The organism is Mycobacterium sp. 852002-51163_SCH5372311 (assembly GCF_001667115.1).
Taxonomy (GTDB): Bacteria; Actinomycetota; Actinomycetes; order Mycobacteriales; family Mycobacteriaceae; genus Mycobacterium.
On record NZ_LZIJ01000078.1, the window covers coordinates 42,847 to 61,961 of the forward strand.

General features: G+C 64.4%; 19 protein-coding genes. 9 read left to right on the plus strand and 10 right to left on the minus strand.

Going from position 1 to position 19,115, the window contains the following annotated elements; genetic code table 11:
* The 7 genes from A5791_RS09360 to A5791_RS09390 form a co-directional block, all read right to left on the minus strand.
* The gene (locus tag A5791_RS09360) at positions 1-1,065 is read right to left on the minus strand and encodes an acyl-CoA dehydrogenase family protein (protein ID WP_067234376.1); all 1,065 of its coding nucleotides are present in this window, start codon (positions 1,063-1,065) and stop codon (positions 1-3) included.
* Positions 1,065-1,895 carry an amidohydrolase family protein gene (locus A5791_RS09365; RefSeq protein ID WP_067234380.1) on the minus strand — a complete coding sequence of 277 codons (831 nt, stop codon included), beginning with the start codon at positions 1,893-1,895 and terminating at the stop codon, positions 1,065-1,067. Before A5791_RS09365 ends, A5791_RS09360 begins: the two co-directional genes overlap by 1 nt.
* Positions 1,876-3,546, minus strand: a complete 1,671-nt coding sequence (locus A5791_RS09370; RefSeq protein ID WP_067234384.1) for an acyl-CoA synthetase — start codon at positions 3,544-3,546, stop codon at positions 1,876-1,878. The genes A5791_RS09365 and A5791_RS09370 overlap by 20 nt, the downstream gene beginning before the upstream one ends.
* 14 nt (positions 3,547-3,560) lie before the next feature.
* Positions 3,561-4,763, minus strand: coding sequence for an amidohydrolase family protein (locus A5791_RS09375; RefSeq protein WP_067234387.1), 1,203 nt, complete (start codon positions 4,761-4,763; stop codon positions 3,561-3,563).
* Between the two features lie 22 nt (positions 4,764-4,785).
* Positions 4,786-5,634 (minus strand): enoyl-CoA hydratase, encoded by an 849-nt coding sequence (locus A5791_RS09380; protein ID WP_067234390.1) that lies wholly within the window; start codon positions 5,632-5,634, stop codon positions 4,786-4,788.
* A gap of 149 nt (positions 5,635-5,783) precedes the next feature.
* Positions 5,784-6,791, minus strand: a complete 1,008-nt coding sequence (locus tag A5791_RS09385) for a dihydrodipicolinate synthase family protein (RefSeq protein WP_067234393.1) — start codon at positions 6,789-6,791, stop codon at positions 5,784-5,786.
* Positions 6,792-6,826: 35 nt separating this feature from the next.
* Complete coding sequence (locus tag A5791_RS09390) at positions 6,827-7,624, minus strand: SDR family NAD(P)-dependent oxidoreductase (RefSeq protein ID WP_067234398.1); 798 nt, start codon at positions 7,622-7,624, stop codon at positions 6,827-6,829.
* A 167-nt stretch (positions 7,625-7,791) separates the two neighbouring features.
* On the opposite strand from A5791_RS09390, the gene A5791_RS09395 reads away from it, so the two are divergent.
* Positions 7,792-8,577 (plus strand): TetR/AcrR family transcriptional regulator, encoded by a 786-nt coding sequence (locus A5791_RS09395; protein ID WP_197504640.1) that lies wholly within the window; start codon positions 7,792-7,794, stop codon positions 8,575-8,577.
* A 272-nt stretch (positions 8,578-8,849) separates the two neighbouring features.
* Here A5791_RS09395 and A5791_RS09400 read toward each other — a convergent pair whose 3' ends face one another.
* A complete protein-coding gene (locus A5791_RS09400; protein ID WP_067234406.1) occupies positions 8,850-9,749 on the minus strand; it encodes an enoyl-CoA hydratase/isomerase family protein in 900 nt (299 codons plus the stop codon).
* Complete coding sequence (locus A5791_RS09405) at positions 9,746-10,423, minus strand: hypothetical protein (RefSeq protein ID WP_067234409.1); 678 nt, start codon at positions 10,421-10,423, stop codon at positions 9,746-9,748. Before A5791_RS09405 ends, A5791_RS09400 begins: the two co-directional genes overlap by 4 nt.
* A gap of 139 nt (positions 10,424-10,562) precedes the next feature.
* Here A5791_RS09405 and A5791_RS09410 point away from each other — a divergent pair, with 139 nt between their 5' ends.
* The 8 genes from A5791_RS09410 to A5791_RS25925 all read left to right on the plus strand — a co-directional run bounded on the left by A5791_RS09410 (position 10,563) and on the right by A5791_RS25925 (position 18,396).
* Complete coding sequence (locus A5791_RS09410) at positions 10,563-11,381, plus strand: enoyl-CoA hydratase-related protein (RefSeq protein ID WP_067234412.1); 819 nt, start codon at positions 10,563-10,565, stop codon at positions 11,379-11,381.
* Positions 11,382-11,397: 16 nt separating this feature from the next.
* Entirely contained in the window at positions 11,398-12,210 is an 813-nt protein-coding gene (locus tag A5791_RS09415; RefSeq protein WP_067234755.1) for an enoyl-CoA hydratase/isomerase family protein, read from the plus strand.
* The gene (locus A5791_RS09420; protein ID WP_369828038.1) at positions 12,201-13,007 is read left to right on the plus strand and encodes an enoyl-CoA hydratase/isomerase family protein; all 807 of its coding nucleotides are present in this window, start codon (positions 12,201-12,203) and stop codon (positions 13,005-13,007) included. Before A5791_RS09415 ends, A5791_RS09420 begins: the two co-directional genes overlap by 10 nt.
* The gene (locus A5791_RS09425) at positions 13,007-14,491 is read left to right on the plus strand and encodes a class I adenylate-forming enzyme family protein (RefSeq protein ID WP_067234416.1); all 1,485 of its coding nucleotides are present in this window, start codon (positions 13,007-13,009) and stop codon (positions 14,489-14,491) included. Before A5791_RS09420 ends, A5791_RS09425 begins: the two co-directional genes overlap by 1 nt.
* Complete coding sequence (locus A5791_RS09430) at positions 14,481-16,046, plus strand: class I adenylate-forming enzyme family protein (RefSeq protein ID WP_067234420.1); 1,566 nt, start codon at positions 14,481-14,483, stop codon at positions 16,044-16,046. Before A5791_RS09425 ends, A5791_RS09430 begins: the two co-directional genes overlap by 11 nt.
* On the plus strand, positions 16,039-17,556 hold the full coding sequence (locus A5791_RS09435) for a class I adenylate-forming enzyme family protein (protein ID WP_067234424.1): 1,518 nt from the start codon (positions 16,039-16,041) through the stop codon (positions 17,554-17,556). The genes A5791_RS09430 and A5791_RS09435 overlap by 8 nt, the downstream gene beginning before the upstream one ends.
* A gap of 112 nt (positions 17,557-17,668) precedes the next feature.
* A complete protein-coding gene (locus tag A5791_RS09440) occupies positions 17,669-17,953 on the plus strand; it encodes a type II toxin-antitoxin system Phd/YefM family antitoxin (RefSeq protein ID WP_067234427.1) in 285 nt (94 codons plus the stop codon).
* Positions 17,950-18,396 carry a type II toxin-antitoxin system VapC family toxin gene (locus A5791_RS25925; protein WP_082966839.1) on the plus strand — a complete coding sequence of 149 codons (447 nt, stop codon included), beginning with the start codon at positions 17,950-17,952 and terminating at the stop codon, positions 18,394-18,396. Before A5791_RS09440 ends, A5791_RS25925 begins: the two co-directional genes overlap by 4 nt.
* A 4-nt stretch (positions 18,397-18,400) precedes the next feature.
* Here A5791_RS25925 and A5791_RS09450 read toward each other — a convergent pair whose 3' ends face one another.
* A complete protein-coding gene (locus A5791_RS09450) occupies positions 18,401-19,114 on the minus strand; it encodes a GntR family transcriptional regulator (RefSeq protein WP_067234431.1) in 714 nt (237 codons plus the stop codon).
* Position 19,115 lies beyond the last annotated feature (1 nt).

The following is a 19,115-nucleotide window of genomic DNA, read 5'->3' on the forward strand; positions in this document are numbered from 1 at the left end:
CTAGACTTGCGCGGCCTGTTGTGCCGTCTCACGGGCGGCGACGATGTCCGCGATCCGCTGAGCAGTCGCGCCCGGATCCCCGGCCGCCAACGGCCAGCCCCTGGCTCGCACCAGATAGGCCGTCGCGGCGGCCTCGGCCGAAACCCCAAGCCCGCCTTGGATGTGGACGGCCATGGTCGCGGCTTTGGCGGCTTCCTCGGCCATGAAGACAAACGCCGACGGTGCCAGCTCGGGCCGTTCATCCGGCTCGTTGTCCAGGAACCAGGCAGCTCGCCGCGCCAGGTTGCGTCCGCCCTGGACGGTGATGGCCATGTTGGCCAGCGGATGCGAAATGCCCTGCAGCGTAGAGATTGGCACGCCCAGCGTATAGCGGGTCTTGGCGAACTCAGCTGCGATGGTCGTGGTCTCCTCGACCAGACCGACCAGTGCCGCAGCGGTCAACAGTCGCCACTCATCCAGTGCCCGTTGGTAACTCGCCAGCGCTTCTGGTCCGTCGGCAACGACCGTACGGGTGTCGGCGGCAGCCGGATCAACCCAGGCCATCGGCAGCCGGCCGATATTGTCGACCTTCGCGGGCCGGGTTGCGAAGGTCAGGCGCACAATCGTGTCGCCCTCCCGGACCAGGATGTGATCGGCAACCGAGCCCGTCGGTATCAGTCGGGGCCCTTGCCCGCTGCCGATGCGCGCATCGAGTGCGGCGAGCTGTTCGCCGGCAGCCACCCCGGCGGTCTCGGCACCCAGTGCCGAAAGGCGTGCCAAAAGCCTTGCGGCGCAGACATGGTCGATCCACGGCACGGGCGCCAGCACCCGCCCGATCTCCTCGGCCACCAGGGTGAGATCGACCAGCGTCGCACCGTCACCGCCGCTGGATTCGGGTAGCGCCATCGTCGAGGCGCCCATCGCGCACAACCGCTCCCAGAGATTCTTGTCGAAGCCGGAAGGCTCCGCGGCGCGGACGGTTTCGATCGGGCAATGGGTCTTGAAAAACTGCCGGTAGGCCGTTTGCAGATCCACGTGGTGTTCGGACAGGCTGTAGTCCTGCCTGCGAAGTTCGAAGCGATCCATCAGTGCTCCTGTCCGAAGAAGAATTCCTGGGCGTTGTTGTACAGGTAGTTGTCGAGGACCTCGGCCGGCAGATCGAGAGCACGGGCTTCGGGTATTACCCGCCGCATCCGCAACACCGGCCAGTCCGAGGCGAAGATCACCTTGCCGGGGCCGCGTGTTCGCATGTAGTGCAGCAGGCTTTCCGGCAGCCGCTTCGGCGACCACGCCGACGTCATCAAGCGTAGGTTCGCGTATTTCAGCAGCAACCGGATCGCGACATCCCACCATGGATCCGCTCCATGGATCATGCACAGTCGCAGCTCGGGAAAGCGGACACACACCCGGTCGAGATGCATGGGATGCTGCACCTCACCGGGGATCGGCGGTCCGGGAATACCGGTGTTGACGCAGAGCGGAAGGTCCAGTTCGGCGCACTTGGCGTAGAGCGGATAGTAGACGGCATCGCTGGGCGGATACTGGCCGTCGCCCCAAAAGCTCGGTCCTACAGCGGCGTACGCCACTGGCAGATCGCGCGCGATGGCGCTCAGCTCCCGCAGCGGCCGCACCGGACGCAACAGATTGACGCCGCCCATCGCCAAGGCGAACCGATCCGGCTTGGCATCGACGAACTTGCGTGCCGTGGTGGACGGGTTTGCCAGCGAGTCCATCAGGATTGCCTTCTGCACACCGTGAGCGTCCATTTCCTCGAGCAGTTCGGACAGGTCGACGGGCGCGAACATCGACTCCGGGCCCTTGAAGTAGTCGTTGCGGACCTTCAGCATCCAGCCGGGCTGCGATTCGGCTTCGCCGAAGTGCACGTTGACCAGGCAGTCAATCGCTTTGTCGGGCATGACTTCCTTCGGGGTCGTGGGCCGCCGCGGCGGCCGGAACAGGTTGCTTCACTTGCTCTTTTGCCCACCGGTAGTTCGGTTTGCCGTTGCCCAGACGCTGTATCTGCTCGACGAAGATGAATGCCTTTGGCGCCTTGAAATGCGCAAGTTGAGAAGTGCACAAGTCGTACAGCGCCTGCTCGTCTTCGGTGATCACGGACCCTGGCTGCGGCGCGACGAGCGCGACCACCTCTTGTCCCCATCGTTCGCTCGGGCGCCCGATCACCAAGGCGTCGGCAACATCCGGGTGTGCGCGCAGCACCTCCTCGACCTCTTCCACGAACACTTTTTCGCCACCGGTGTTGACCACCAGCGAGTCACGCCCGAACAGCCGGATGGTGCCGTCATTTTCGATCGATGCGCGGTCGCCGGGTATCACCACCCGCTGGCCGTCGATCTCCGGAAACGTTCGCTGGGTGGCTGGCGCGTCGTTGAAATATCCGAGCGGGATCCTGCCCAACCTGGCAGTCCAGCCGATCTCCCGCTCGCCGGGCCGCAGAAACCGGGTGCGGTCGGCCGAGACCACCCGTACACCGGTCCGGGGTTCAAACGTCTCGCTGGCGTTTCCGTTGCGGCTGTGGCCGAATGCCATATTGCCGGTCTCCGACGAACCGTAGCCTTCGATGATCGTGATGTGCGGCAGGCATTCCATCAGTGCCCGTTTGTATTTCGCGTTGGTGGCGGCTCCGCCGGTCCCGATCGCATTCAGTGCCGACAAGTCGTATGAATTCGCGCGCAGCTCGGCGACCAACGGCCCGGCATACGCGTCGCCGACCATCGTCATCATGCCTACCTTTTCGCGCTCGGCCGTTGCCCACACCGACCGTACGTCGAGCTTGCTGCGTTCGTCGTACAACACCACCGGCAGGCCCGCGCACAGCGCCGAGAATGCGGTCCACATACCCGCCGCGTGCATCAGCGGGGACACCGCGAACCACGCGGGCCCGCCGTTGCGGACCTTGTTGTGGATCTCGGTGACGTTCTCGTGATCGGCCCCCACCATCGACGCCACATACATGTCGCTCTGCCGCCACAGAACTCCTTTGGGACGCCCTGTCGTTCCGCCGGTACACATCATGATCAGGTCATCGGGCGACCCGACCGTGTCGCGGTCCGGCGGCGCCTCCGCCAAGACGGCGTCCAGCGAGACGGCACCGGGTAGTTCGGCAACCGTGCTCCCGTCGTCGATCGATACCAGCAGCTCGGTGCCGGCGGGCGGCAGCACGTCGGCGAACCGGGCGCCGAGGGAACGGTGATAGATGATGCCGCGGGGCCCGACGTAGTCGAGCAGGTCGCGGATCTCCCGCGCCGCGTAGTGGTGGTTGATATTGACCGGGACGGTCCGCGCCTTCAGGCATCCGATCACCATGTCCGGGTACAGGTCGTTGTACATGATGAGGGCCACGCGATCCTGACCGCATTCCCAGCGCTGCAGGGCCTCACGTGGGCGGTGGACGCCAAACCCCTTGTGGTTCAGAAAATTCGCCAGCCTGTTGGTGCGCTCTGCCGAGTCGGCAAAGGTGCTCCGCCGCGTTCCGCATACGGTCATCAGCCGGTCGGGAACGACATCGGCGATTGCGTCGAGCACCGCCCCGACCGTCCACTCACTCATCGAGTTACGCTGCCCTAGACAGCCGCGTCCACCGTCACACCCAAAAAGTCCAATGCGTTGTCCCGCATGACTTTCCGGACATCGGCATCGCTGAATCCCCGCAACTCGTCGGTGAACGACAGCGGCGATTGCAGCCCTTCGCCGTGCGGCCAGTCGGAGCCGAACAGGATCCGGTCGACGCCGAGTCGCTCACTGAGAGCGGCCAGATCCTCTTCGTAGTACGGCGACACCCAAACGTGGTTCCGCAAGGTGTCGACGGGGTCGTCGGGGAACCAGCGCGGTTGCTGATTGGCCGTCTTCTTCAAACGCTTGATGAGTCGGGCCACCCATTCCGAGCCGTTCTCGATGCTGGCCACCCGAAGCTTGGGATGGCGATGGAACACCCCGTGCACGATCAGCGAAGCCATGGTGTCGTGGATGGCCCGGTCGTCGACCAGGATCTTGTCGAGCGGATCGGGGGCAGCGAAGGCCTCGAAAGTGTCCTTGCCGCCCCACATGCCGGCGAGCTTCAGATACCCGCTGTCGCCCAGATGGAATGCAACCGGGACGTTGGCCTCGGCGAGCCTGGCCCATACCGGATCGTGCGACCGATGCCCCAGTGAACGGTTCTTCGGGGAACCGGGCACCGGAGCGGGCCGCACATGGACCAGCCGTGCGCCACGATCGAGCACGAAATCGATTTCCTCGACTGCCTTTTGGGGGTCGGCGAGGGAGATCATCGGAGCCGTCAGAATGCGGTGATCGTCGCGGTCGAAGCCCCAGTCTTCGTCGAGCCACAAGTTGAAGGCGTGCAACGACGCCATCGTGGCCTCCACGTCATCCTTGAGCGCTTCCTCCACGCCGCAACCGAACGTCGGGAACATGATGCCCGTCTCGATGCCCTGGCTTTCGATCACCGCGACGCGGGCGTCCCGGTTCTGGTATTCGGGTCGCAACTCCAGCTTTTCGACTTGCATCAAGGATGCTGGGTCGACGCCTTCGGGAATCTCGCCGCGGAACAATGAGTCCAGGCAGCCCGGAACGATGATCGGGTCAAACGTCGGGTTGGGAATGAACCGGTTCACCCGGTCGCCGATGATCGCCTGGGTGTGCTTGCCGTCGCTGAACATCTGGACGCCCCGCCTGCGGAACTTCTTGTCCAGATGCCGGGTGAAGGCGTCCAGCGGTTCGTAGTAGTGATTGTCGACGTCGATCGCCTGGTAGCCCAAGTTACTCATGATCGTCCTTTCTGATACCCCACTACGCGTCCGACGGGGTGAGCGACGGGAACTGCGGCGGTCGCTTCTGCAGGAAGCTCGTGATTCCCTCGATGACATCCGGCCTCGGCATGGCCTCGTGCAGCAACACCTCGGCACGCGAAGTCGCTTCGCCCACATCGCGATTAGCGTCGCCGTATACCTGTTGTTTGATCACCGCCATCGAAGCCGGCGAGCAGTTCGCGGCGATGTCCTCGGCGTATTCCAGTGCCCGCTTCATCAGGCTCTCGGGTGCGACGACTTCCTTGACCAGGCCGAGCTCGGCCGCCTCCTCCGCGAGGAAGGTGCGGCCGCTCAGCAACAGGTCGAGCGCGACGCCCCAGCTGGTCAGGCGCGGCAGGATCCACGAGATGCCGAACTCGGCGATCAGGCCGCGGCGCGCGAACACAGCAGCGAACTTTGCCCCCGCGGCGGCGAACCGGACGTCGCACATCAGCGCCTGGGTCAGGCCGATGCCGACACAGGCGCCGTTGATGGCCGCGACGACGGGCTTGCGCAGCGTGGTGACGAAATGGGGCGGACGTTCGCCGACCAACTCGGCCAAGTTGGTCTGCTTCGCGTTGTCCATTTTGTCGCCGACTTCGCCCGCTGAATTGGGCGCGCCCAGATAGGCGCCGGCGCAGAACCCTTTGCCCCGTCCGGTCAGCACGATTACCCGGATCGCCGGGTCCTGTTCGGCGCGGTCGATGCCGGCATAAAACGCGGCGGCGATGTCGGGGCCCCAGGCGTTGAGACGCTCGGGACGGTTCAGCCTGAGGATTGCGACACCGGTCGAAGTTGCTTCGTAGAGCACTGCGTCGTCGGAGTTACCTTCCGAGGAGCTGCCCGACATAGGCCGTCGTACCTCCTCGCCCGTGATCACCGAATCCGACTGACTTTGTACGCATACTGTATACCTATCGGTACCGCATTCCACAACTGCCGCCGCGCCCCCGCGGAGCAGGGCAAACCAACGAATTTCCGGTCGCTCGACGGCTACCGTTACGCGGCGATCAGCCCGAGCCGTCGATAGGCATTCTCGATCTGGGTCTTGGCCTCGTCCGGCAGCTCCGCTTGCGGCGGCCGCGAATGCGGATATGCACCGATCGGCAGGCCCAGCAATGAGGCGGCATACTTGAACCCACCGCCCCAGTGCGTGAAGTAGTCCGAACGTCCCGGATAGCAGGTCCACCACGATCCGAGGTCAAGGTCGAACTGGTCGAGTCCCGAATCGCGCCCATAGTCCATCGCCTCGAGCAACTTGTCGCCCAGGACCAGGTCCCAGTATTCGGAGAACAACCGCCGCTGCGGCGTCTCGAAAAGGTATCCGGCGGTGCCCAACTGGGCCGGGCAGACGATTCCGGCGCGCAGCCAGCCGGCGCGATACACCGTCCGGTCGCACTCCCACACCACCAGCCCAGGCGCCAACTCGTGCAGCCGCCGGCTGCCCTCCGGACGGAAGGCGCCCTCCTTGGTGGCGCACACAGCAGGCACCTCCGCGTAGATCCGCGCGCTTTCGGCCGGCGTCAACACGTAACCCGAGGACGGCGAATTGAACATGCCCAGGGCGATGTCCGTGCGCGACGCGACATACTTGAAAAATCTCAGCACGCCTTCGCCGCCGTGCACTTCCATCATCGGCGTCTGGATGTAGGCGATATCGGCGCCGGCCTCTTGGGCGTGCAGCGTCAAGTCCACACAATCCTTGGCCGTCATCGCCGAGGTGCACGCCTGTATGACGACGGTCGGGTTCGCGCTGCGCGCCTCCTCGATTGTTACCTCTAGCAAGCGCTTTCGCTCGTCGAGGGTCAGCGACCAGAACTCGGCTATACCGCTGGTGCACCACAGCATCGGGTGGCCGAGATCGCGGACGCAGTAACGCACCAGCGTCCGGTAGGCATCCCAGTCGATCTCGTCGCCGTCGTCGCCGCAGAACGGCGTGTACAGCGAGTCGCCGATTCCCCGCAACGCGCCCGGCGCCCAGGTACGCGCTTCACTGGCTACCACCATTAGTCCACTCCTCCTGCCGGCCAACCGCTTTCGCGTCAGGTAAAGTCCGAACCACCGTCGACGTTGATATTGGCTCCGGTCATGTAGGAGTTGCGACGTGACGCGAGAAACGCTGCGACCGGGCCGATTTCCTCCGGTAAGCCGGCTCGCGGCATCTGCGCCGGATGACCGAAGTGCTTGCCGATGGCATCCATCAGGGCGTACGGGTCATCGCCGTCGACGCCTACCGATTTCGCCCAGCCGACCAGCGATTCCGATGCGATGCTGCCCGGCGACACGACATTGACCAGGATCTCGTCCTTGGCCAGCAGCAGCGACAAATTTTTCGAGACGCTCGTGAGCATGGACTTGGCTGCCGTGTATGCGGGCAGCATGACGCTTTGCCGCTGCGTCGAGTGCGCGGAGAAGTTGACTATCCGTGCCCAATCTGCCTTGCGCAGCAAAGGAAGTGCCGAGCGAACGCAGCGCACCATGCCCATCACGCCGTCTTCGACAGCCTCTCGCCATTGCTCGTCGGTCAGATCTTCGAAGGCACCCGGTGCCCCCGGCCCGACCGTGTTGATGAGCACGTTGAGTTCGCCATCCCAACGCTGGCCCAGCCCGACGAACACTTCGTCGACCTGTCCCGCATCGCGGATGTCGGCAACCAGACCCACAGCGTCGGGACTGCCGCGGCTCGCCAGATCGGCAACGGCGCTGTCGAGCTTGGGCTTTGAGCGGCTGACCACCGCCACCCGCGCGCCCTCTTCGGCAAGGCAGCGGGCAGTGGCCAAACCCATACCACTGCTACCACCGACCACCACCGCTGTGGCATTTGCCAGCCCTAGATCCATGCTTCACCCGACGGCGCCAGCCGAGACATGCTTCGCCTGTCCAGCTGTATTTACCAAAAAGCCTACGATAGGTATTACAGTAGCAGACGGACAACCCGCCCGAACCGCTGTCGGCGGCAAAGCCGCGGACCGCATGCGCAGCACAGATCTTTTTGGAGGTGCCCGTAGTGGCAAAGCAGGCAACCGCCGACAAGCGGCAGCGACGCGAACGCGGGTCCATCAATCCTGATGACATCATCAGCGGCGCATTCGAACTCGCAGAGCAGGTATCGATCGACAATCTGAGCATGCCGCTGCTCGGCAAACACCTCGGCGTCGGCGTCACCAGCATCTACTGGTACTTCCGCAAGAAGGACGATCTGCTCAACGCGATGACCGACCGCGCCCTGAGCAAGTATGTATTCGCCACCCCTTACGTCGAAGCCAGCGACTGGCGCGAGACACTGCGCAACCATGCCCGGCTGATGCGTAAGACGTTCATGGGCAATCCGATACTGTGCGACCTGATTTTGATCCGCGCCGCGCTCAGCCCCAAGGCGGCGCGGCTGGGCGCACAGGAGATGGAGCGTGCGATCGCCAACCTGGTGGAGGCAGGCCTGTCGCCCGAGGATGCCTTCGACACCTACTCGGCGGTTTCGCTGCACGTCCGCGGATCGGTCGTATTGCAGCGACTCCAGGAAAAAACCCAAACGCCCGACAGCGGACCGCGCTCGATTGACGACGCGGTGGCCATCGATCCGCAAACCACGCCGCTCATCGCGCGCGTGACCGGAAAGGGGCACCGCATCGGGGCGCCCGACGAAACCAATTTCGAGTACGGTCTGGACTGCATACTCGACCACGCGGGCCGGTTGATCGAGGAGACCCACAAAGGCTCGAAAGCCAGGCCGGCGCGGCAACGCAAGACGACTAGATCAGCGTCGGTCCGGACGCGGGCCAAAGCGGGTGGTTAACCCGTAAGCGTGTTCCAAATTGGCGCTTTTCGCCGCAGTCCAGACAGTGAGAATCTGCGCGTACAGCAAAAGTTTCTACTTACGGCTTTCGCTGTGAAACTGCGGCTTTCAGTGTGAAGCCAAGGCTTTCGCAGTGAGCCCAGGGCGGGTATCGACGCGAATTTCCGCCCAGGTTACACATCCAAAGCCAAGGATTCACACCCCGGGACGTGGACAAGCCAAGGCTTCACAGTCAAAGCCCGAGAACTAGTCCGCCTGCGCGACTGCTCGCCCTAATCGGGTTCCGGCACGTGGAAGTGCTCGTCGCGCAACCGGAACGCTTCCTTCGTTCCGTGCTGCGCGCGGGTTTTGACGAAGTTGAACTCCCCCGGAGCGAACTGCAGGTTGGTGCCGAAAGCATGGAACAGGTAGCTGGCGACTTCCTCACCTTGGTATGCCTGGGTCTGTTCGACGAGACGGAAGGCTTCCTTGGCGATGACGACTCCGTCGGCGGGCATCTTCGCCGCCTTCTCGGCCCAATACCGGGCGCGCGCCGCAACCGAAGCCGGATCGCATGTGTCGGTGAAGATTCCAAGGCTCTCGATCTCGCCGGCTTCGATCACGTCACCGGTCAGCAGCAGACGCCGTGCCAGCACCGGCCCCAGCCGATGGAAGAACATATGCAGGCTGCCGAGTGCGGGCCCGAGGAACCGCGTTGCCGGCATACCGATTTTCGTGTCGCGCGCAATGACCGAGATGTCGGTCATCAGAGCCATCTCGAAGCCACCACCAAGGGCGTAGCCGGCGATCTCCCCCACCGTCACCTTGGGGAAGCCCATGAAGTTGTGGTAGAAGCCAAACGACTTGCGGTCGACCGTAAGTCGCCGTCGCTGGCTGGGCCGGCGGCTATCCTTTCGCTCATCGGCTTCGCCCGCGGCAGGCGACGCGCCGTACCAGCCGTAGGCGTTGTTCATGTCGGCGCCGGTGGAGAAGACGCCACCGGCTCCGCGTAGCAGTACCACGGTGAGGTCGTCGTCGTCGGCAACCCGGTCCAGGCAGCGGGCAACCTCGTCGCGCATCGCCGCGTCGTAGGAGTTGCGCTGCTTGGCGTTGTTGAGCGTGATTGTGGCGATGCGCTTGTCGGGATCCACGTCGAACAGCACGCGATCATCGGAAGCACCGGAAGTGGTCATGCGCTGGACTCCTTTCGCCGCCTGGCGAACTTGAATACCGACAACTTCTCCGGCGGTGCGGCCACCGTGCTGACCTCGCCCGTGCAGAGCACCTCGTCGTCGAGCAACAGCCGCGCCGTCGAGGTGATGCCGCGGTCGATCTGCGTCCGCGCGATGTCGAAACGCAGCTCGGTCAGCAGCGGTGTCGGGCGGCGGAATGTCACGAGCAGTGCACGGGTTTTGCCGGACAACCCCGTGACGCAGCTGTGATGCTGTATCACGCAGTCGAAGAACACACCGAGGAAACCGCCGTGCACCAGCCCCGGCGGCCCTTCGTAGACGAGCGGGAAGACGACTCGGCCTTCCGCTTTCTCGGCATCGAGGTGATCGAATCGGTACTCGGGAAAGCACGGATTGTAGGCACCGATGTCGGTGGCGTGGTTGAGATAGATTCTCCGGGAATCGTTGGGGATCTCGCCGATTCGGGGTGCGCTGTCCCGCGGTGCGACGGCGGCCAGCTCCGTTTCCCACTCCGCGAATTTAGCGATCATCGTGTCCACTGTCGGGTGATCGTGTTCCAGCGAAAGCAGCAGCGACCCGAGGCGGCGCATGGCGGCGGCGGCGGCCACGGTTTGGGCAAGGGGCGCCTCTCCGAATCTGGCGTCACCAGTAGGAGTGGCTGCGGGGTCGCCCATAGGTCCTCTTTCATCGAGTTTCAGGGGGATCAGCCCGGTTTGTTCCGTCGCCAGCGTATCCTTGCTAACTTATACAGCGTAGCAATCGTATTGCCTACTGTATGGGTAACCGTATCGGCGAGAAAGGCCGGATTCGATCGTGAGTCACGAGGCCGACGCGGCCGACGCCGACGGGTCGGTGAGCGCATGCCGGGACGGCGCGGTCCTGCGAATCACGCTCGATCGGCCAGCCCGCCGTAATTCGTTGACCCGGTTGATGATCGAAGCGTTGGTCTATGCACTGACCGACGCCGCCACCGACGACGCATTGCGCGTGATTCACATTCGAGGAGCCGGCGGTGACTTCTGCGCGGGCGCGGACTGGGTGGCCGCCAACAGCGGGGGACAGCGTCCCCGCACCGGCGATCTCGTCCGGCGGATACCGCACGCCGCCCATCGGGTGATCGAGCTTGTGCACGGCGTCCAGCTGCCGGTGGTCTGCGCCGTGCGGGGGCGGGCCGTAGGCCTGGGCTGCAATCTCGCACTGGCCGCCGACTTCACCGTGGCCGCCGACGACGCCGTGTTCTGGGAACCCTTTGTGGAGCGCGGGTTCAGCCCCGATTCGGGCGCTAGCTGGCTGCTGCCCCGGCTGATCGGTGTGGCGCGAGCGAGGCGCATGCTGCTGCTGGGCGAGAAGGTCAACGCATCGGCTGCGGCCGAGTGGGGATTGGTTCATCAGACCGTGGGCACGTCCGAACTCGACAACGCGGTCGAGGATCTGCTGACCCGGCTCGCATCGGGCCCGACGGTGGCGATCGGCCTGGCCAAGCAGGCGTTGCGGTTCAGCCAGCATGCGACGCTGGACCAAGCCATGACCCAAGAACTCTATAACTTGGAACTAGCCTGTCGGACAGGCGATTTCAAAGAGGGCCTGGAAGCTTTCCGGCAGCGGCGCGCGCCACGGTTCCAGGGCCGATGAGATGAAGGAAACACGGATGCCTACTGATTCGTTCGACACGATCAACTACGAAGTCGATGGGCATACCGCCACCGTCACGCTGAACCGTCCGGAGGCCCTCAACGCGCTCAGCCCGCACATGATCAGCGAACTCCGCGCCGCCTACGACGAGGCCGAGAACGACGACAAGGTGTGGCTGCTCATCGTTACCGGCACCGGCCGCGCGTTTTGCACCGGAGCGGACGTCAAGGCCATTCCCGAAGACGGCAAGGTGATCTACGACCGGCCGTACCTGTCCACCTACGACCAGTGGGAGGCGCCGCAAGAAGGCACGCCGCCGTTCCGGACCATGGCGAAGCCCGTGCTGACCGCCGTCAACGGACTGTGCTGCGGCGCCGGCATGGATTGGGTCACCACGTCAGACATCGTCATCGCCTCTGAGCAGGCGACGTTCTTCGATCCCCACGTCAGTATCGGCCTGGTAGCCGGCCGCGAGTTGGTCCGCGTTTCCCGGGTGCTGCCCCGCTCGATCGCCCTCCGGATGGCCTTGATGGGCAAGCATGAGCGGATGAGCGCACAACGCGCCTTCGATCTGGGATTGATCAGCGAGATCGTCGCGCACGACCACCTGCTTGAGCGGGCCCGCGAGATCGCCGAAATCGTCAACTCCAATGCGCCACTGGCGGTTCGGGGAACACGACTGGCAATTATCAAAGGACTGAATGTGCCGCTGCACGAAGCCGAGATACTCGCCGAAACATTTCGCGAACGCGTGCTGCGAACGGAAGACGCGCAAGAAGGCCCCAAGGCCTTCGTAGAAAAACGCAAGCCGAATTGGCAATGCAGATGATAGGCGCCGACGGATTCGAAACCATCCTGCTCGAGGTCGACAGCGACGATCACGTCGCGACGATCACCCTCGATCGGCCCGAGCAGCTCAATACGTTCAACCGAACCATGTGCGAGGAGATGGCGCAGGCCTGGCGGATTGTCAAGCTCGACGAGTCGGTGCACGCGGTCGTGCTGAGGGCAGCCGGCACCCGGGCGTTCAGCGCCGGACTCGACATCAAGACGCCGTACGGCCAGCCCGAAAACGTCTGGAACCACGAAGATCCCGGAGAGGCGCTCAGCCCGAAGTGGCAGAAGATGTGGAAACCGGTGGTGTGTGCGGTTCAGGGCATTTGCACGGCCGGCGCGTTCTACTTCGTCAACGAATCCGATGTGGTCATCTGCTCAACGGACGCAACGTTTTTCGACTCCCACGTCTCAGCCGGCCTGGTTTGCGCGTTGGAGCCGGTGGGCCTGATGCGCCGCATCGGGCTGGGTGAGACATTGCGGATGGCGTTGATGGGCAACGACGAGCGGGTCAGCGCCGACACCGCGCTGCGGATCGGCCTGGTCTCTGAGGTGGTGGCCCCGGGCCGGCTATGGACCCGCGCTCATGAAATCGCGGCGGCAATTGCCGCCAAGCCGCCCACGGCCACCCAGGGTACGGTGAAGGCGATTTGGGAGTCGCTGGACAAGCCGTACCGGGCGGCCATGGAACAGGGGCTGATCTACACACGGCTGGGCAACCCGCTGGGCAAGGCCGAGTTGGCCGCAACCGAGGACACAGCCAGCGGCGGGAAAGAACCGAAGATCCGGTGATGGCCGACCACCCGCTCAGCCGACGCATCGCGCACGTGCTGGACCTACAGCCCGACGGGCACGCGATTGAGTATGCCGGCCAATGGATCTCGTGGCATCAGGTTGGCGACGTGGCACGGCAGATCGCCGCACTGACGGCCCGGCCGGAGACTCAACCGCAGGTCGGGATGCTGCTGCGTAACCGGCCTGGTCACGTGGCCGCATTCCTTGGTGTGCTGTTGAGCGGCGGAACCGTCGTCACCATCAACCCATCTCGCGGCGACGAACGGACCAGGGCCGACATCGCCGCGCTGCGACTGCCGCTCGTCGCCGGCGAGCCCGACGACCTGGCGACGTTCGTCACCGCTGCAGACACCGAGACAATCCCAATTCGGGCACTTCTGGACGCGCCCACCAGTGCCCCAGTGCCGAGCCCCGGCGCCGGGCCGGTTGCCCCGCCGGACATTGCCGTGCGGATGCTGACCAGCGGGACGACCGGTCCGCCCAAACGCATCGACCTCAGCTACGACATGCTGGCGCGCACGGTGATGGGCCGGGAGCCGGACCGTGCGAACGCGCCCACCGAGCTGCGACGGGGCGTCGCGATCGTCAACTCCCCGCTGGTGCATATCGGCGGAGTTTTCCGCGTGCTGCAATGCGTCACCGAGGCGAGATCCTTTGTGTTACTTGACCGATTCGAACTCAACACCTGGGCCGCCGCGGTGCGTAAGCACCGCCCCCGCGCGGTATCGCTGGTGCCGGCCGCATTGCGCACGGTGCTGCACTCCGGCCTGCCGCGCAGCGACCTGGACAGTATCCGCGCCGTGACCTGCGGCACCGCTCCGCTGTCGGCCGACGATGCCGACGCGTTCACCGAGAAGTACGGCATTCCCGTCTTGACCTCCTATGCCGCAACCGAATTCGGCGGCGGCGTGGCCGGCTGGACGCTGGCCGACTACCAGCGGCACTGGCGAGCCAAGCGGGGCAGTGTGGGACGGGCGAACCCGGGCTCCGAGCTGCGGGTTGTCGACGAGAGTGGCGCACCGCTCGGTCCCGATCAAGTGGGCCTGCTGGAGGTCAAAGCGGCCCAGATGGGGGCGTCGGCGCCGTGGATGCGGACCACGGACTTGGCGCGCATCGACGACGACGGCTTTGTCTGGATCGTCGGACGCGCCGATCAAGCCATCGTCCGCGGCGGGTTCAAGGTGATGCCCGACGACGTGCGCACCGCGCTGGAAAGCCACCCCGCGGTGGCCGGTGCCGCCGTCGTAGCGCGGGCCGACGACCGACTCGGCCAGACACCTGTCGCCATGGTGGAGTTGCGGGAATCGGCATCAACCGACGAGCTGATCGAATTCCTCGGAAAGCGGCTGGCGCGCTACGAGATTCCCACAGACCTCGCGATCGTCGATGCCATCCCCCGGACGCCATCGGGCAAGCCCGACATCGATGCGGTCCGCAGCTTTTTCAGTGATATCGCCGCCCGCAGTGACCATGGGCGGTGATTCCCCCACAGTCGCGAAGATCCTGCGACACCAAGCTCGCTGCCGCCCAGAGCACCCGATGCTGGTTTGCGACGACGAGCGCATCACCTACGGCCAGGCCGAGCACCGGTCGGCGCAACTGGCCCGCGGGCTGATCGCCCTCGGTGCCGGTAAGGGCACGCATGTCGGATTGCTGTACCCGAACGGTGCGGACTTCGTAGTCGGGATGCTGGCGGCGGCGCGAATCGGCGCGGTGGTGGTCCCGTTCTCCACCTTCGCCACGGCGCGCGAGCTGAAAGAACAACTGGTCGACAGCGATGTCGGGATCCTGTTGAGCGCGGCGTCGTTCCGCTCGCACGATTACGTGCAACGACTGAAAGAGGTACTGTCGGACCCCGGCTTCGATTCTGAGCAGCCGTTGTTTACAACCGCCGCACCGCAATTGCGTCACGTCGCAAACATCGAACGTGTCTGTCGGCTAGTCGAAGCCGTCGACCCCGCGCTCGTGTCCGCGACGGAAGACGACGTCCACGGCTCTGACCAGTTGTGCATCATCTACACGTCCGGCTCTACCAGTACGCCCAAGGGAGTAGTGCACACGCACGCTGCCCTGTTGGATCACCAAAAGAACCTCAACGAGATCCGAGATTTGACGGCAGGCGACAAACTGTTCTGCAATTCGCCGTTCTTCTGGATCGGTGGATTCGCGTTCGGTTTGCTCGCCACATTGGTAGCCGGGTCGACGCTGGTGTGCTCCAACGCAGTCGACCCCGCTGCGACTCTCGACTTGCTCGAATACGAAAAACCCACCATCACAAATGGATTCGCTGCAGCAGTTGCCCAGCTGGCCGCCCATCCCAGCTTCCCCGCGCGAGACCTTTCGTCCCTGCGACGAGGCAACCTCTATCCGATCATGGCGCCCGATGCCAGGCCGGCCGATCCGGAGTTGCGGCACAGCATGCTGGGGATGACCGAAGGCGGCAGCGTCGTACTGATCTGCGGCGACGAATCCGACCAACCCGAAGAGCGGCGAGGTTCGTTCGGCAAACCCGCGCCCGGATTTGACACCATGGTCGTCGAGCCCGGCACTGGCCGGGTGTGCGCTGTCGGTGAGGTCGGCGAACTGTGCATCCGTGGACCCTACGTGATGCAGGGCTATTACAAACGCAGTCGCGAAGAAAGCTTCGACGCCGACGGCTGGTTCCACACCGGCGATTTGGTGCGCGCCGATGCCGACGGGTTCATGTATTTCGCCGGCCGGCTCAGCTCAATGATCAAAACGGCCGGCGCCAACGTTTCTGCGGCCGAGGTCGAGCAGGCGATCGCCAAATTCGGGCTGGTGGCACATGTCGTGGGAATTCCCGACTCCCGACGAGGGGAGGTCGTGGCGGCCGTCGTCGTCTTGCCCGATGCGGTCGACACGTTCGACGAAGGGGCGTTACATGCGCAACTCAAGGCGGAACTGTCGGCCTACAAGCTCCCACGACGCTACCTCGGCCTGCCGCGCGCGGAGGTACCCCTGATGTCCAGCGGCAAGGTGGATACTCGGCAGTTGAAGAAGCTGTTCGATGCCTGAGACCATCGACCGGTTGGTGCGACGGCAGGCCGACCGTCACGGCTCCAAGCCGATGGTGATCGATTCCGAGAGCCGGATCACCTATGCCGAACTGGACTCAACCACAGCCGATCTGGCGGCAGGATTCATCGAAGCCGGCGTGAGCAAAGGCACCCGGGTCGGACTGATCATGCCCAACAACGCTCGCTGGGTCCAGATCGCGATCGCGCTGACGCGTATCGGCGCCGTGCTCGTTCCGTTGAGCACCCTGCTGCGGGCCGGTGAACTGGTCGCGCAGCTACGCACGGCCGCCGTTCAATTCCTGGTGAGCGTCGAGGAATTCCGCGGGCATCATTACCTGGACGACCTTGCGCCGGTCGGGAAAACCGAACTGCCTGCCTTACGCCAAGTTTGGTCGCTCGGCCAGGTCGCGCGCCTCGGCGCCGACGGGCGCGCACGCGGGATTATTGACGCCATGACCCGGACGGTGACGCCCGCCGACCCGCTGGTCATCATGTTCACCTCGGGAAGTAGCGGGGCACCCAAAGGAGTGCTGCACTCGCACGGAAACGCTTTGGGCGCAGTGCAATCGGGCCTCGCAGCACGCTGCATCACACCGGATACCCGTCTCTACCTACCGATGCCGTTCTTCTGGGTGGGCGGCTTCGGCAGCGGGATACTGTCGACGCTGCTGGCCGGGGCCACCCTGGTGACTGAGGAGACGCCGCGACCCGAAACGACCTTGCGGCTGCTGGAAACCGAGCGGGTCACCCTCTTTCGCGGCTGGCCGGACCAGGCGGAGGCGCTCGCGCAGCATGCCGATGGTGTCGATCTGTCGGCACTGCGGCCGGGCAGTCTGGAAGCCCTGCTCCCGCCCGAGCTGCGCTCGCAACCCGGTGCGCGGGCCAAACTGTTCGGCATGACCGAGGCGTTCGGGCCGTACTGCGGCTATCCGGCCGACACGGACATGCCGCGCGCAGCGTGGGGTAGCTGCGGCAAACCGTTCCCGGGCATGGAAGTTCGCATCGTCGGCGCCGACAATGAACCCACGCCGACGGGAAGCGTTGGCATGATAAAGATTCGGGGGCCCCACACGTTGCGCGGCATCTGCCGACGCAGCCGGGAAGAGGTCTTCACCTCCGACGGCTTCTACCCCACCGGCGACCTCGGTCATCTCGACGAGCATGGGTTCCTGTTCTACCACGGCAGATCCGACGACATGTTCAAAGTCAGCGGTGCCACCGTCTATCCCGGCGAGGTCGAACGCGCGTTACGTGCCATCGACGGCGTCGACAACGCCTTCGTCACCAACGTACCGGGGGCCAAGGGCGAGCAGGTGGGCGCGGCTGTGGTGTGCAGCGGCGAGCTCACCGCCGCGCAGCTGCGAAGTTCTGTCCGAAAGCTGCTGAGCGCCTTCAAAGTTCCGACGATTTGGCTATTGCTAAAATCCGCCGATGACGTTCCGCGTGGCGCCACGGGCAAGGTCGACACCCAGCGGCTGCGTGACATGCTGACCAAGGCGGCTACCTGAGATCAGCGAAGGCGTTCCCGCACGGGCACTCTCCGCCGACGGATAAGGACTGGGTCATGCCGAAAGGCAATACCCGCCGGTCCTAATTGTGGCTATAATGTGCGTAAACTAAATGGCCACTTTGAGGGTAAGGCAGGTTCGCGTGGAGGTCGGCGTTCGGGAGCTGCGTGACCAGTTGAGTCGGCACTTGGCGGAGGTTCGCGAAGGGCGGACCGTGACTGTGACGGATCACGGGCGTCCGATCGCGCGCATCGTGCCGGTACAACGGCTGACGAAGCTCGAACAGCTTCGTCAGGATGGCCGCATCCAGCGTGCTCGAACCCGTAAACAACCCGCTCCGGCCCCGCTAACCGCCGGTGGCACGGTCAGCGATCTGGTCAGCGAGCAGCGTAGGTGATCGGCTATCTGGACACCTCGGCGTTCGTGCCGTTACTGATCGAGGAGCCTGCCAGCGAGGCGTGCCGGCGGTTCTGGGACGACGCCGATGCGATCGTATCGTCGAGGCTGCTTTATGTCGAAACTGCCGCAGCGCTGGCACAGGCGCGGCGGATGGGGCGCCTCACCAAAGACAAGCATCTCCAGAGCCGTCGTCGCCTTGACCAGATGTGGTCTGAAATGGACGTCATTGAGGTGGACGAGCAGATCGTGACACGTGCGGCTGACCTCGCGCATCGTCTTTCCTTGCGTGGGTACGACGCTGTGCATTGCGCATCGGCCCAGCAGCTCGACGACGACGATGTCGTAGCCGCGTCCGGAGACGAGCGGCTGTTGGCCGCGTGGTTAAAGCTCGGTATGGCAACCTACGACACCAACCGGAAGGCGACCGTGGGGCAGGAGTAACGGGTCATTTCCGCGAACCTGCGCGTCGGTGTGAATTCGGGTGGCGCGGTTCGTCGACCACGCCACGCTCAATAAGGTGGTCGATCAACGGCGCCGCGCCCGCCGCCAAATGCTCCGACATGGTTTTTCGGGCCAGCTTCTCGTCGTGTTTTTCCAGCGCTGACAACACCCGCCGATGGTCCTTGATCGACTGGTCCGGCCAGCCCTCGATCGCGGGGAACACCGATTCGGGTGCGTAGCGGGTGATTTGGGACATCAGCTGGGCAAGTTTGGGTGAACCCGCGGCAACGTTGATGGCTCGGTGAAACTCGTGGTTGAGCCGGACAGTGCGCTCGTCGTCGCCACCGGCATAGGCCTCTTCCAGTTGCGCCTGAATCTGTTTGAGTTCGAGCAGCTGTTCGTCGGTGATGTTGGCGGCGGCCCGCGCGGCGAGCTCACCGCCGACATGAGCCTGCACGTTGGCGACATCGGCGAGATCTTGCTCGGTGACCGGCAACACCACGAAACCCCGGTGCGGCTGCTGGGCGATCAAACCTTCGGCACGCAGCGCGAACAACGCTTCGCGTACCGGTGTGACGCTGATGCCAAGTTCCGCGGCCAGCTGGTCCAACCGGATGTACTGTCCGGAAGCGTAAGTGCCGTCGAAAATCCTGTTGCGGACAAAGCGCGCCACGTCCTCGGAAAGTTGAGGCCGCGCAGCGAAATCCGGAGCAGTCATC

Bases quoted from the DNA above. Each gene is read 5' to 3' on its own strand.
- A5791_RS09405 (WP_067234409.1), bottom strand. From the start codon at position 10,423: ATGGGCGACCCCGCAGCCACTCCTACTGGTGACGCCAGATTCGGAGAG.
- A5791_RS09385 (WP_067234393.1), bottom strand. From the start codon at position 6,791: ATGGTGGTAGCCAGTGAAGCGCGTACCTGGGCGCCGGGCGCGTTGCGG.
- A5791_RS09425 (WP_067234416.1), top strand. From the start codon at position 13,007: ATGGCCGACCACCCGCTCAGCCGACGCATCGCGCACGTGCTGGACCTA.
- A5791_RS09440 (WP_067234427.1), top strand. From the start codon at position 17,669: ATGGCCACTTTGAGGGTAAGGCAGGTTCGCGTGGAGGTCGGCGTTCGG.
- A5791_RS09450 (WP_067234431.1), bottom strand. From the start codon at position 19,114: ATGACTGCTCCGGATTTCGCTGCGCGGCCTCAACTTTCCGAGGACGTG.
- A5791_RS09370 (WP_067234384.1), bottom strand. From the start codon at position 3,546: ATGAGTGAGTGGACGGTCGGGGCGGTGCTCGACGCAATCGCCGATGTC.
- A5791_RS09380 (WP_067234390.1), bottom strand. From the start codon at position 5,634: ATGTCGGGCAGCTCCTCGGAAGGTAACTCCGACGACGCAGTGCTCTAC.
- A5791_RS09435 (WP_067234424.1), top strand. From the start codon at position 16,039: ATGCCTGAGACCATCGACCGGTTGGTGCGACGGCAGGCCGACCGTCAC.
- A5791_RS09400 (WP_067234406.1), bottom strand. From the start codon at position 9,749: ATGACCACTTCCGGTGCTTCCGATGATCGCGTGCTGTTCGACGTGGAT.
- A5791_RS09390 (WP_067234398.1), bottom strand. From the start codon at position 7,624: ATGGATCTAGGGCTGGCAAATGCCACAGCGGTGGTGGTCGGTGGTAGC.
- A5791_RS09415 (WP_067234755.1), top strand. From the start codon at position 11,398: ATGCCTACTGATTCGTTCGACACGATCAACTACGAAGTCGATGGGCAT.
- A5791_RS09360 (WP_067234376.1), bottom strand. From the start codon at position 1,065: ATGGATCGCTTCGAACTTCGCAGGCAGGACTACAGCCTGTCCGAACAC.
- A5791_RS09365 (WP_067234380.1), bottom strand. From the start codon at position 1,895: ATGCCCGACAAAGCGATTGACTGCCTGGTCAACGTGCACTTCGGCGAA.
- A5791_RS09430 (WP_067234420.1), top strand. From the start codon at position 14,481: ATGGGCGGTGATTCCCCCACAGTCGCGAAGATCCTGCGACACCAAGCT.
- A5791_RS09375 (WP_067234387.1), bottom strand. From the start codon at position 4,763: ATGAGTAACTTGGGCTACCAGGCGATCGACGTCGACAATCACTACTAC.
- A5791_RS09420 (WP_369828038.1), top strand. From the start codon at position 12,201: ATGCAGATGATAGGCGCCGACGGATTCGAAACCATCCTGCTCGAGGTC.